The sequence below is a fragment of the Streptococcus cristatus genome, from assembly GCF_003943505.1.
GTDB classification, from domain to species: Bacteria; Bacillota; Bacilli; order Lactobacillales; family Streptococcaceae; genus Streptococcus; species Streptococcus cristatus_E.
In genome coordinates this window covers 130,108-142,161 of record NZ_RJPS01000006.1, presented here as the reverse complement: position 1 = coordinate 142,161, position 12,054 = coordinate 130,108, and the positions used below count along the sequence as shown (strand labels likewise).

Here is a 12,054-nt window from a genome sequence, read left to right as displayed (position 1 = left end):
GATATACTAAGTAAAAGGAGGAAGAAATGAAAATTTTTTTGCAAAAAGTGGAATATAGTTTACTGGCTTTGTTTTTAGCCGTACAGACTCAAGTTCCTTTTGTACTGATCCAGTTTTACAAAGGTCGAGATCAAAGTTTTTCAATGGGATACACCTTGCTTATCCTGATGATTTATTTGCTGATCATTTTTTATGCCCTGCGAATGGCTAAAAAAGAAGGCTTACTGACCCTTGATTTTAGTTTTTTTAATTTAAAATCAGTGATCTGGCTAGTATTATCCTATCTGATAACTTTCGGAGTTAGTATTTTTGCTGCGATTATTATGGTTCTAGAGGGCCAACTTTCAGGAACGACAGCCAATCAAACTGCTTTGCAAAACTTGTTTCAGAGTACGCCCGTTGTTTTGCTTATTGTGGGAGCTGTTTTTTCAGCGCCAATTTTGGAAGAGATTCTTTTCCGTGGTTTGATTCCCCAAAAGCTATTTCCCCAGCATGAGTTGATTGGTTTGGTGGTTGGTTCTATCCTTTTTGGTTTTTTCCATGGTCCGACCAATATCGGTAGTTTTGTCCTTTATGCTGGTATGGGGGCGTTCTAGCTTTGGTGGTTCACCAGACTAAGCGTTTGGAAATGGGAATTTTAGCCCATATGTTGCGTAATGGAATTGCTATTCTGGTGATGATTGCCGCACAAGGCTAAGCATAGGTGATTAATGGATGAAGAGGTCAGCTTGACCTCTTTTTTGACATTTCAGGGATAAAAAGTGACTTTTTAGGGCATAGAGCCAACAGGGCGAATCTTTTGCTTTATAATGAGAATTGTATCTTAGCTTTAGGGAGTGAAAAATATGCGTCTCAAATTTCAAAAATCTATCCAAATCTTATTAGTAGTTATGCTACTTCAATCGGGTTTGTTGCTTTTGCTTCAGCCAATGACCAACCGCTTGGTTTTATCAAGGCCTAGTCTGCTCTTTATCTCTCTGTTTTTGATCATTCTTTTTGGGTACGCCTCTTACTTTTCTCGTGAGTGGCGGGATTTTNAGATAGAGCTACGGGCTTCCAAGCGGTTTCAGCACTTACGTTGCCTTTATTTTTTAATGATTGCAAGCAATGCAGCGAGTCTTGTTCTCCTTTGTGGGCAGTCGAGTTCGGAGCTAACGCCTTTGCAGCAGCTTATCTCAAACAGTTTTTCCGCTTCCTCCTTGCTATTGATTGGCATGGATTTATTTGGTATATCATCACAGGCTAAGCAAAACAGGCAGATGAAATACAGGAAGAGTTGGCGTATTGCCTTTGGAATCGCTCTCTTTGCTTTTCTGAGAAATCCTGAAGAATTATCCTGTTTTTTGATTTATCTAAGCTTAGGCATGGCTTTTGTCCAGCTCTTAAAAGCTTGGGTTGGATCTCTAGAATTGTCCTTACTGGCTCATCTTCTTCGGAATTTGATTCTGATCCTCCTTTTGCCCTTCTGTTTGTAAAAAGTGTTTTCTTAAATAGGGGAATTGTGGTAAAATGGTAAATGAAACAAGGGGCAGATGAGGTCTTCTTGTGAAGTCGAGTGCAGTTCATAGGACTGGATGCTGCATCTGCTGTTGGCTTTGCGGTACACTAGATGAGTGTGCCTTTTTTGTTGAAAGGCAGAAGTAGCAAGAGGAAAGGAAATACGATGAATCTAAGACAGCTTGCCCCAGAGGGTAAGACAGCCCTTTGCGGGATTCTCAATGTTACCCCAGATTCCTTTTCGGATGGGGGCAGATATGACACGGTGGAAAAGGCTCTGGAGCAGGCGCGCAAGATGATAGCTCAGGGAGCTCACCTGCTGGATATCGGTGGAGAGTCGACTCGTCCGGGCAGCCATTTTGTGGACATTGAGGCGGAAATAGGGCGTGTGGTGCCGGTCATTGAGGCTCTTCGTCGGGAAAGTGATATCCTCATTTCTGTGGATACTTGGAAAGCACCAGTTGCCGAAGCAGCTTTGGCCGCTGGAGCCAATATCATCAATGATATCACGGGACTCTTAGGTGATGAGAGAATGGCAGTTGTGGCTGCCAAGACTGGAGCACCAGTTATCGCCATGTTCAACCCAGTCATGGCTCGGCCCCAACATGCTAGCTCGAAAATCTTTCCGACTTTCGGCTTTGGACCTACTTTTACCGAGTCAGAATTAGCAAATTTTGAGCAGCTGGATATTCAGGCGCTCATGTGGGCATTTTTTGAAAAAACACTGGCAAGAGCTGAGCAAGCTGGGTTGGAGCGGGAGCAAATCATGCTGGATCCAGGGATTGGTTTTGGCTTGACCAAGCGGGAAAATCTCTTGCTCTTACAGGAACTGAATAGTATTCATCGGTCTGGCTTTCCCATTTTTCTGGGGGTTTCTCGCAAGCGCTTTTTGGTCAATATCTTGGAGGAAAGTGGTTTTGAGACCGACCCAGAGACGGAAGCTGGTTTTCAAAACAGAGACATGGCTTCAGCTCATTTGACCAGCATTGCAGCTAGTCAGGGTGTCGAGGCTGTCCGAGTGCATGATGTGGAGGTCCACCGAATGGCAGCCGAGATTGGCGATGCTATTCGACTGGCTCAGAAAATGGAAGATCTAAATTTACGGCAGTATAAGTGAGTATGATGAAAGAAGAATTGCCAGATTTAAGCTGGCTGGAAGCCTATCGGACGGATAGTCCTAATTTTGGCTTGGAGCGGATAGAGCGGATGCTGGCGCTGCGGGGAAATCCTCATTTGCAGCTGTCAGTGATTCATATAGGAGGGACCAACGGGAAGGGCTCAACCATTGCCCACCTGCGTCACCTATTGGAAATGCGAGGTCTGCGTGTGGGAACCTTTACCTCCCCCTATCTGATCAGCTACAATGAACAAATCGCCATCAATGGTCGTCCAATTCCCAATCAAGATTTGGAACGGCTCCTAGATACTTATCGAGCTCTCTTTGAGGAGCAAGCGAATGATGAGGTTTTGCAGGGGGTGACGGAGTTTGAGATCATGACGGCTTTGGCCTATGATTATTTGGCTCAGGAGCGGGTCGATGTGGCCATTATGGAGGTCGGCATGGGCGGCCTCTTGGATAGTACCAATGTCTGCCGCCCTGATTTGACAGCCATTACGACCATTGGCTTAGATCATGTGGCTCTGCTGGGACATTCTCTGGCAGCAATTGCCGAGCAGAAAGCTGGGATTATCAAGCCAAATGTGCCCTTGGTGACTGGGCGGATTGAGCCAGAAGCTCTGGCGGTCATAGAGGGTAAGGCTCATCAAATGCAAGCGCCTCACTATGTTTATGGGCAGTCTTATCAAGTTCAGAGCTTGGGCGGGACTGACTCAGGAGAGCATTTTAGCTTTTCCAATGCCCATCGGGAGGTGGAACATTACCAGACGCCTCTGTTGGGGCAGCATCAGGTAGATAATGCTGGTTTGGCGATTGAGCTCTGTGACCTCTATTGTCAGAGCAAGCAACTACCGCTGTTAACAAAAGAGCAAATAGCCGCCGCTTTAGTAGCTACAAACTGGCCGGGTCGGATGGAGCAGATTTCGCACCAGCCTCGTATTTTGCTTGATGGCGCCCACAATCCTCACGCTATGGATAGATTGACGGGGACTTTGAACCAACATTATCCAGACTTGGATAAGAAAATCCTTTTTAGCTGTATCCAGACCAAGTCTCTGGAGGAAATGGTAGATCAACTCAAGCAAGTACCTAAGAGTCAGCTGATTTTGACCAGTTTTGCAGATCCACGGAGCTTTTCCAAAGAAAAAATGGAGGCGCTGTCTTGCGAGCAGGGCTTGAACTATGCTGATTGGCAGGACTTTTTAGAGGCTTATTTGAAAGCTGAGCATAGGGACGATGAGCTCTTGCTGATTACGGGCTCCCTTTATTTCCTGGCTCAGGTTAGAGCCTATATCATTGACAAAGAAAAAGAATCTAGGAGTGAATATGGACACGAAGAAAATTGAAGCAGCTGTTGCCCAGATTATTGAGGCGGTTGGAGAAGACGGAAGCCGTGAGGGCTTGCAGGAGACACCTCACCGCATTGCCAAGATGTACCAGGAAATTTTTGCTGGGCTGGGCGAGACGGCTGAGGAGCATCTATCCAAGTCTTTTGAAATCATTGACAATAATATGGTGGTGGAGAAGGATATTTTCTTCCATTCCATGTGTGAGCATCACTTCCTGCCATTTTACGGGAAGGTTCACATCGCCTATGTGCCAAATGGTCGGGTAGCAGGTCTGTCCAAGCTGGCCCGGACGGTTGAGGTTTATGCCAAGAAACCGCAGATTCAAGAGCGATTGACCGTAGAGATTGCTGAGGCCTTGATGGACTATCTGGGTGCTCAAGGAGCCTTGGTCTGGGTGGAAGCTGAGCATATGTGTATGAATATGCGCGGAGTCAGAAAGCCTGGCACTGCAACGGTTACTACGGCGGCGCGTGGTGTTTTAGCGACGGACAAGGATCTAAAAAATGAAGCTTACAAACTGATGGGACATTAAGGACTTGACAATAAGGAGAGGAGAGTCATGGATCAGCTACGGATTAAGGATTTGGAAGTGTACGCCTATCATGGTGTTTTTGGAGCAGAGAAGGAACTGGGCCAGCGTTTTGTGCTGGATCTGATTTTGGACTATGATATGACTCGGGCTGCCAAAACAGGCGACCTGACAGCTTCTATCCACTATGGAGAATTGGCTCAGGATCTGACCCACTGGTGTCAGGAAAGCAAGGAAGACTTGATTGAGACGCTGGCTTACAAACTGATTGATCGGATTTTTCTGAATCATCCTTTGGTACAGAAAGTCAGCTTGGAGGTCAAAAAGCCTTGGGCGCCAGTGCCGCTGCCTCTAGAGACCTGCTCAGTCAAGCTAGTGCGTCAAAAGCGGAAAGCCTTTATCGCTCTGGGCAGCAATCAAGGCAGCCCATCTGCCAATCTGGGTGCGGCTTTGGAAAAAATAGCAGAGCAAAATATAAGAGTTTTGCAGGCATCAAGCCGTATCGAGACAGAGCCTTGGGGCGGCGTTGAGCAGGATCCGTTTCTCAATCAAGTTGTTGAAGTTGAAACCTGGCTCAATCCTGAGGAATTAATGCAGACGCTGCTAGCTATTGAAGCGGATTTAGGTCGCGTGCGGGAAATCAAATGGGGGCCTCGTGTGATTGATCTGGATATTCTTTACATAGGACAGGAGGAGGTATACAGTCCAAACTTGATTGTTCCTCATCCTTATGTGGCTGAGCGAGCTTTTGTCTTGCAATCTCTGGTGGAAATCGCTCCACACTTTGTCGATCCGGTGCAGAAAAAAAGCATCCGCCAACTCTGGGATGCAGTCGAAAAATGAGAAAAGAAACTTGTCGCAAGGCAAGTTTTTTTCATTATCTGAACTTTCTCTGAACTTGCCCCTGTATACTAAAGAAAAAGCAAAAGGAGTTCAGTATGGAACATATGGTGAAAATAGAAGGAGTCTGCAAAAAGCATGGCAGCAAGCAGATTTTAGAAGATATTTCTTTTACAGCTAGAAGCGGTCGGATTACAGCCTTTCTGGGTCCAAATGGTGCTGGTAAAAGCTCGACCTTGAGGATTCTCTTGGGGTTAGATTGGGCGACAGCAGGAACTGCGACTTTTGATGGGCAAGCCTATCAGTCAATGACTTATCCGCTCAGAACGGTAGGTGCAGCCTTTGACGGCATTGGCGGTCTGCCAAATCGAAAGGTCTATGACCACTTGAGGATTATTGCGGCTAGCAATGCTATTTCCAAGTCTCGGATCGATGAGGTTTTGGAGATGACTGGAATCGCTCATAAGAGGAAGGACCTTTTGTCAAGCCTGTCTCTGGGGGAAGGTCAACGCTTGGGTTTGGCAGCAGCTTTGCTGGGTGATCCTCAGTTTCTTATATTAGATGAGCCGACTAATGGACTAGATCCAAGTGGGATTAAGTGGTTTAGAAAGTTCATCCGTCAGCAGGCTGATTTAGGGAAAACGGTACTTCTATCCTCTCATATTCTGTCAGAGGTGCAAATGGTGACAGATGATGTTGTCTTGATTCATCATGGGCGAATTATTGAGCAGGGACCATTGGAAGAGGTGCTGCAAGATTCAGACAGTCTAGAAGATCTCTTCTTTGATTTGACAGAGGAGGTTTAAAATGAAAGAAACGATGTCCTTATTGCATTCAGAATGGTTGAAAATTCGCTCAACCAAGGCTTTCAGAGTGAGTATAGCCTTCATGCTGCTCTTGGTGCCTGCCGTATCCTGGCTGGAGGGCCGACAGTATTTATCTGTCGGCTTAGATGCCACACCTGAGACGGTTCCCGGCCTGGCAGAAGCCATTGATCCGCTGGAATATCTGGGTCTCAACGGGGCCTCTATGGCGGGCATGGTTTTGGTCATTTTAGCTGGAATTTTGGGGGCTATGGAATTTCAGTCTCATAGCTTGAGAACTAGCCTCTTGACCTGTAATAACCGCCTGAAGCTGCTTGTGGGGAAACTTATGACCTTTGCTTGCTTTTCTCTTGCCAGTAGCTTTTTATCAATCTACTGTAGTTATATGGTCATGCATCTGGCTTTAGGAAAGGAAGGGCTTGATCCGATTCTGCTCAATCAGGCAGCTTGGAGTTTGATTTTGTGGAAAATCTTATCTCTGACCTTATTGGGAATCCTTTCATTTTTGTTAGGTTTATTGGCTCGGACCATGCTAGTTCCTCTGCTTTTTCTCGTGCCACAGATATATAATCTGGGAAATTACCTGGCAGCTCACACGAGTTGGGGAGCTTATCTGCCACAGCCAGCAGGAGAGTTGTTTGCTGCAACGCCAACTTCCCAATATGTCAACAATCCCTTGCAAGGGCTGTTGATACTTGGCGCATGGATACTAATCATCGGCGGCATGACTTCTCTGCGCTTTTTGAAGACAGATTTAGGAGGGCGCTACTGATGATAAAAGCTCTGCTTAGAAGTGAATGGATTAAGTTCCGTTCTTACTATCTCGCTCTTGGTGCAGCCTTGGTAGCTCTGGTAGCTGTTCCATTTTTTCTAATGAATCTTGACTATAGTCAGACAGCAGTTGGCCAGACGAAAGCTCTGAGCGAGACTTTGCATTCCCTCTATCTGGCGCAGCCTGTCATCGTCATCTTTACTTCGCTCTATTTTGCTCAGGAGTTTGTCAAGTCTGGGATGAGAACGAATTTTCTAACCGTATCAAATAGAAGGGCTTGGTTGGTTGGGAAAATCCTTTTTCTGTTCTTGCTGCTCTTGGTTCTCTATAGTGTTATGATAGGCGGCTGTTTCTTTGTGATGCTGGCTCGATTTGACCTAGATTTTAGCTGGATTTTACTGGGGAAATTCCTTTATTACAGCTCTTTTGGTCTTCTCAGCAATCTTTTTCTGGCTTTTTTAACTGCCGGCCTAGCTCTGCTATTTCAATCTTGGGTTGTGCCGGTGTCGGTGCTCTTTCCTCTCTTGATTGGTCTCAGTCGTTTATTGGTAACTTTTATCAAGGAAGCAAGATACCTGCCCGATCTAGCTACCCTAAATCTTTTTGAGTATGAAGGGCTTCAGCATTCAATAGATTTATCAGGTCTGGGGATACAGCTGTTCTGGCTAGCTTTGGTTTGGAGTTCTGCTATATTCTTAAGCTTGAAACGAGATGTTCGCTAGAGGTATGCTATAATGGAAATCATGAGACAGTATCGTATTTTGGTGGTTGATGACGACCAGAGCATTTTGAAGCTGGTGAAAAACGTCCTAGAGATCGACGCTTATGATGTGACGACGCTTGATCGGATAGAAGAGCTAGAGCTGCTGCATTTTGTCGGATATGACTTGATTCTACTGGATGTGATGATGGAGCCTGTTAATGGTTTTGAGCTGTGTTCCTACATTCGTCCTCATCTTTCGTGTCCAATCATCTTTCTGACGGCCAAGGAGTTGGAGGCGGACAAAGTGGAAGGGCTCTTTCGTGGTGCAGATGACTATATTGTCAAGCCTTTTGGGACCAAAGAATTGCTGGCGCGTGTCAGAGCTCATCTTCGGCGGGAGGAGAGGCGGGAGGAGCGATATTCTGAAATTGCTTCTTGTCAATTTTATCCAGAGCGCTATGAAGTTGCCTGTTTTGGTAAAGTCTTGAAATTTTCAGAGCGAGAGTTTAAGTTACTGCATTTACTTGCTAGCAATCCCAAGCAGACCTTTTCAGCTGAACGCCTGCATACCTTGCTTTACCCAGAAAGCTCAGAAACACAGCTTCGCTCCATCTCAGAATACGTGTATCAGATTCGTCAAAAATGCAAACAAGAAGGGCTGCAAGCAATCGCAACAGTGAGAGGAGTAGGCTATAGATGGCAATTAGAACCCGAAATTTCAAAAGCCTAGTCTGGACAACCAGTTTAAAAATCGTCTTTTTTCATGTTTTGATTTTTGTGCTTATAGGCTATGAATTTACGCAAGGAAGTAATCACGTTCTTTTCACCTTGTTCTTTTGGGCAGGGAGCTTGCTACTGATTACTTTTTATCATATTTTGAAATTGCTCCGAAAAATCGACAGAGAAATAAAAATGCTAACGAGCGAGAAGCTTTTAGAAGAAAATCAAAGCCAGCTTTTTCGGATCGAGGAAATGCTCGAAGTTTATAGCGATTTACGAAGCAGCCACCAAGAAAATGCTCGTCTTCTAGAAAAAGAGCAGCAGCATAATCAGGAGTTGATTTTACAGCTATCAGCGACATCGCACGATTTGAAGACGCCCCTAACTGTGATTAAGGGGAATGCTGAGCTCTTGGAATTGGCGCAGTTGAGCCAGCCGCAGGCAGACTATGCTGCTGAGATTTTGCAGGCCAGCCACAAGATGGAAGAGTATTGTGGTTCTTTGATTGATTACGCTAAGACTTTTCAGATTGATTCTAATCAGTTTAGTCAGCTTTCCTTGGAGGACTTTTTGGCCTCTCTACAGGACGACTGGGCACTATTCAGCAAACAGGAAAGCTATCGTTTTTATCTCCAAGAAGATTGTGATCTTAGTCTGATTTTGTCGATTCACTTGGACTATCTCAAACGGGCTTTGCTCAATATTTTACTGAATGCGCTTGAACATGCAGACCAGGGTCAAAAGAAAGTGAAGCTAACGGTATCAGTGCAGCAGGATCAGTTGGTTTTTGCTATCTGGAACAACGGCCCTTCATTTTCAGAGGAGATGCTGCTGGGAGCGGAACAGCTCTTCTACCAGAGTGATCAAAGTCGCAATTCAGCTAATCCCCATCATGGAATCGGCTTAGCCTTTTCTAAGCAGGTCGCTCTCTTGCATGGTGGTCGTCTGACCCTGCTCAATCCAGACCAAGGAGGAGCTTGTGTCGAATTGACTGTAGCTTTAAAAGGCAAATAACAAAGGAAATCAATAAAAATACTAAACGGACTGAAATGTTTAAAGTTTCAGTCCGTTTTTGCCGCTTTCTTCTTGACAAAAGATGTAAAGGAAGCTATACTACACTTGAAAAGTAAAGTTTGTTTTACATTGTGGAAAGGAGGCGGCCTTGGAAAATCGAATTCAAGAATTGCGGAAAAGAAAAAAACTCAGCCAGGAGGAGCTGGCTGAGAAGCTAGACGTCACGAGACAAACGATTATTTCTTTGGAAAAGGGCCGCTACAATGCCTCGCTGCTTTTGGCTCATAGAATTGCATCCTTTTTCAATTTAAGGATTGAAGAAGTGTTTCTCTTTGAGGAGGATGAAGCATGAAATGGACTTATTTGTCTAAATGGCTATTGGCTATTTTGGTGGTGGTTGGCTTATCTTATCTGCATTTGCAAGCCAATTTTATCCCTAAGGAAATCCTGCCTTTTGTGGGAATGTTCCTGATTGTGGTGATGTTGAAAATTTTTCAAGCGTATGAAAAATAGGAGGATGATATGGAAGCATTAACTAAACAAGAATTTCGGAAAAAAATTCAAAAGAAAGTGATCATAGGTCGCATCCTAATCCTAGTCCTCTGGCTGGGACTGGGATGGAGCTACATTCATTCTCTGGATGATTTACAGGAAGGCATCATGGTGGGTCTGCTTTTAGGGATTTCTTTGATGGTTCTGCGTTATAATCTTGCCTTGAAACAGGAGGAAGTCTTTAATAGGCTCTACATTCAGGTGACGGATGAGCGCAATCGGATGATTGACGAAAAGACTCGCACCCTGCTTTTTGATATCCTTTTACTGTTAGCAGCAGGGCTAAGCCTTCTGTCTATGATTTTTCCTATCATTTTAAATCTCAATCAGTTTCTGACTTTGACTATTATTCTGATTTTGGCTCTTTACTATCTCTTGCATTTTCTCCTGTCCAAGCGTTATTAAAAAGAGGCTGGGACAAAAGTCCTAGCCTCTCAATTGTCTTTGGATCGTCGAGCAAGACGCAGTGGTTGAGTGGGCTCTATTACGCTGATTTCATCAGCTTTTACAGCCCTACCCAACTGTGCGGAGGTGGGACGACGAAATCGAATTCTAACGAATTACCGATTTCTGTCCCACTCTCTCTCAACAAGCTTTTAACAGAGCTTGTTTTTATTTTCTATAAAGTCGATCATACTGATGAACAGGATCCATGGTTACATGGATGCCGAGTTTGCGTAGGACATTTTTGTCTTCATCTGTCAGCATTACGGTTGAATGAGCTTCGCTGCCCTTGAGATTTCCAAGCTCTTGCATGGCTTGTGCAGCGTCTTGATTTTCCATGGCTGTGATCGCCAGAGCCATCAAAATTTCATTTGAGTGAAGGCGCGGATTGCGGCTGCCCAAATGATTGATTTTCAGACCTTGGATTGGTTTAACGTACTCGGGCTCAATCAGCTTGGTTTCTTTGGCAATGTTGGCTAACTTCTTAATGGCATTAATCAATACAGCAGCCGTAGGGCCAAAGAGCTCAGAGGTCTTACCGGTTACGATTTCGCCGTTTGGCAATTCCAAAGCCAGAGCTGGTTCGCCAGTGCTTTCAGCCTTGGCACGCGCAGCAACGGTTACTTTACGATCCAGCGGTGTGATGCCCAAGTCATTCATCAAGAGTTCGATTTTCTTGATAGCAGATTCAGAGACCCGCTCTGCCTTGAAGTCCAGAATAGTTTGGTAGTAGCGACGGATGATTTCCTGTTGAGAAGCCTCGATAGCCGCATCATTATCTACAATGGCAAAGCCGACCATGTTGACGCCCATGTCTGTTGGAGAAGCATAAGGTGATTTGCCTAGGATGCGCTCCAGCATACGCTTGAGGACTGGGAAAATTTCGATATCACGGTTGTAGTTGACAGTGGTTTCGCCGTAGGTTTGCAGGTGGAAAGGGTCAATCATGTTGACATCGTCCAAGTCCGCTGTTGCTGCCTCATAAGCTAGATTGACCGGATGGTGCAGGGGCAGATTCCAAACTGGGAAGGTCTCAAACTTGGCATAGCCTGACTTGATGCCATTGATTTGGTCGTGGTACATATTGGACAAGCAAGTAGCTAATTTACCAGAACCAGGACCAGGTGCGGTCACTACGACTAGATTACGACTGGTCTTGATGTAGTCGTTCTTGCCCATTCCCTCAGGTGAGATGATATGGTCCATATCAGTAGGATAGCCCTTGATTGGATAGTGGATATAGGAGTCAATCCCGTTCTTTTCTAGCTGAGCGCGGAAGAGATCAGCTGCTGGCTGACCAGAATATTGGGTAATGACTACGGATCCTACATAAATATCCAGCTCGTTAAAGGTATCGATTAGGCGCAGCACTTCTTGGTCATAGGAAATGCCCAAGTCCCCACGTGCTTTAGAGTGCTCAATATTATTGGCATTGATAGCAATGACAATCTCTACTTGGTCCTTGAGCTCTTTGAGCAGTCTAATTTTATTGTCCGGCTCATATCCTGGTAGGACACGGGCAGCATGGAAGTCTTCCAGCATTTTACCGCCGAATTCCATGTACAATTTGCCCTCAAATTGATTAATGCGCTCCAAGATATGGTCGCGCTGCAGGTTTAAGTATTTCTCTGAATCAAAAGCAATTTTTTTCATGTATAGTTTCACCTCTGCTAAGCATTATAACAAAATTTTC

At 45.1% G+C, this 12,054-nt stretch carries 13 protein-coding genes and 1 pseudogene; 13 read left to right on the top strand and 1 reads right to left on the bottom strand.

Annotated elements, in window-relative coordinates; genetic code table 11:
• The first annotated feature begins 26 nt into the window (after positions 1-26).
• From D8792_RS06950 to D8792_RS06885, 13 genes and pseudogenes are all read left to right on the top strand, one after another.
• Positions 27-697 (top strand): annotated as a pseudogene (locus tag D8792_RS06950) (CPBP family intramembrane glutamic endopeptidase).
• A 966-nt stretch (positions 698-1,663) separates the two neighbouring features.
• A complete protein-coding gene (folP, locus tag D8792_RS06940; protein WP_185758419.1) occupies positions 1,664-2,614 on the top strand; it encodes a dihydropteroate synthase in 951 nt (316 codons plus the stop codon).
• Positions 2,615-2,616: 2 nt separating this feature from the next.
• Positions 2,617-3,960 (top strand): bifunctional folylpolyglutamate synthase/dihydrofolate synthase, encoded by a 1,344-nt coding sequence (locus tag D8792_RS06935; RefSeq protein ID WP_125373449.1) that lies wholly within the window; start codon positions 2,617-2,619, stop codon positions 3,958-3,960.
• Positions 3,941-4,495: a GTP cyclohydrolase I FolE gene (folE, locus tag D8792_RS06930; protein WP_125373448.1), complete on the top strand. Its 555-nt coding sequence runs from the start codon at positions 3,941-3,943 to the stop codon at positions 4,493-4,495. Before D8792_RS06935 ends, folE begins: the two co-directional genes overlap by 20 nt.
• A gap of 27 nt (positions 4,496-4,522) precedes the next feature.
• Positions 4,523-5,335 carry a 2-amino-4-hydroxy-6-hydroxymethyldihydropteridine diphosphokinase gene (gene folK, locus D8792_RS06925; RefSeq protein ID WP_125373447.1) on the top strand — a complete coding sequence of 271 codons (813 nt, stop codon included), beginning with the start codon at positions 4,523-4,525 and terminating at the stop codon, positions 5,333-5,335.
• A gap of 95 nt (positions 5,336-5,430) precedes the next feature.
• Positions 5,431-6,138: an ABC transporter ATP-binding protein gene (locus D8792_RS06920; protein WP_125373446.1), complete on the top strand. Its 708-nt coding sequence runs from the start codon at positions 5,431-5,433 to the stop codon at positions 6,136-6,138.
• A 1-nt stretch (position 6,139) separates the two neighbouring features.
• The gene (locus D8792_RS06915) at positions 6,140-6,928 is read left to right on the top strand and encodes a lantibiotic ABC transporter permease (protein WP_125373445.1); all 789 of its coding nucleotides are present in this window, start codon (positions 6,140-6,142) and stop codon (positions 6,926-6,928) included.
• Positions 6,928-7,650 carry a lantibiotic ABC transporter permease gene (locus D8792_RS06910; RefSeq protein ID WP_125373444.1) on the top strand — a complete coding sequence of 241 codons (723 nt, stop codon included), beginning with the start codon at positions 6,928-6,930 and terminating at the stop codon, positions 7,648-7,650. The genes D8792_RS06915 and D8792_RS06910 overlap by 1 nt, the downstream gene beginning before the upstream one ends.
• 12 nt (positions 7,651-7,662) lie before the next feature.
• Positions 7,663-8,361 (top strand): response regulator transcription factor, encoded by a 699-nt coding sequence (locus D8792_RS06905; protein WP_125373443.1) that lies wholly within the window; start codon positions 7,663-7,665, stop codon positions 8,359-8,361.
• Positions 8,328-9,365, top strand: a complete 1,038-nt coding sequence (locus D8792_RS06900) for a sensor histidine kinase (protein ID WP_125373442.1) — start codon at positions 8,328-8,330, stop codon at positions 9,363-9,365. Before D8792_RS06905 ends, D8792_RS06900 begins: the two co-directional genes overlap by 34 nt.
• 148 nt (positions 9,366-9,513) lie before the next feature.
• Complete coding sequence (gene relB, locus D8792_RS06895) at positions 9,514-9,717, top strand: type II toxin-antitoxin system RelB family anti-toxin (RefSeq protein ID WP_125373441.1); 204 nt, start codon at positions 9,514-9,516, stop codon at positions 9,715-9,717.
• Complete coding sequence (locus D8792_RS06890) at positions 9,714-9,878, top strand: hypothetical protein (protein ID WP_125373440.1); 165 nt, start codon at positions 9,714-9,716, stop codon at positions 9,876-9,878. The genes relB and D8792_RS06890 overlap by 4 nt, the downstream gene beginning before the upstream one ends.
• Positions 9,879-9,887: 9 nt before the next feature.
• Entirely contained in the window at positions 9,888-10,322 is a 435-nt protein-coding gene (locus tag D8792_RS06885; protein ID WP_125373439.1) for a hypothetical protein, read from the top strand.
• A gap of 207 nt (positions 10,323-10,529) precedes the next feature.
• Here the strand turns inward: D8792_RS06885 and D8792_RS06880 are convergent, their stop codons facing one another.
• Positions 10,530-12,014 (bottom strand): DUF1846 domain-containing protein, encoded by a 1,485-nt coding sequence (locus D8792_RS06880; RefSeq protein WP_005591255.1) that lies wholly within the window; start codon positions 12,012-12,014, stop codon positions 10,530-10,532.
• Positions 12,015-12,054 lie beyond the last annotated feature (40 nt).

Coding starts and splice junctions, on each gene's coding strand:
- folP (WP_185758419.1), top strand. CDS start 1,664: ATGAATCTAAGACAGCTTGCCCCAGAGGGTAAGACAGCCCTTTGCGGG.
- D8792_RS06935 (WP_125373449.1), top strand. CDS start 2,617: ATGATGAAAGAAGAATTGCCAGATTTAAGCTGGCTGGAAGCCTATCGG.
- folE (WP_125373448.1), top strand. CDS start 3,941: ATGGACACGAAGAAAATTGAAGCAGCTGTTGCCCAGATTATTGAGGCG.
- folK (WP_125373447.1), top strand. CDS start 4,523: ATGGATCAGCTACGGATTAAGGATTTGGAAGTGTACGCCTATCATGGT.
- D8792_RS06920 (WP_125373446.1), top strand. CDS start 5,431: ATGGAACATATGGTGAAAATAGAAGGAGTCTGCAAAAAGCATGGCAGC.
- D8792_RS06915 (WP_125373445.1), top strand. CDS start 6,140: ATGAAAGAAACGATGTCCTTATTGCATTCAGAATGGTTGAAAATTCGC.
- D8792_RS06910 (WP_125373444.1), top strand. CDS start 6,928: ATGATAAAAGCTCTGCTTAGAAGTGAATGGATTAAGTTCCGTTCTTAC.
- D8792_RS06905 (WP_125373443.1), top strand. CDS start 7,663: ATGGAAATCATGAGACAGTATCGTATTTTGGTGGTTGATGACGACCAG.
- D8792_RS06900 (WP_125373442.1), top strand. CDS start 8,328: ATGGCAATTAGAACCCGAAATTTCAAAAGCCTAGTCTGGACAACCAGT.
- D8792_RS06890 (WP_125373440.1), top strand. CDS start 9,714: ATGAAATGGACTTATTTGTCTAAATGGCTATTGGCTATTTTGGTGGTG.
- D8792_RS06885 (WP_125373439.1), top strand. CDS start 9,888: ATGGAAGCATTAACTAAACAAGAATTTCGGAAAAAAATTCAAAAGAAA.
- D8792_RS06880 (WP_005591255.1), bottom strand. CDS start 12,014: ATGAAAAAAATTGCTTTTGATTCAGAGAAATACTTAAACCTGCAGCGC.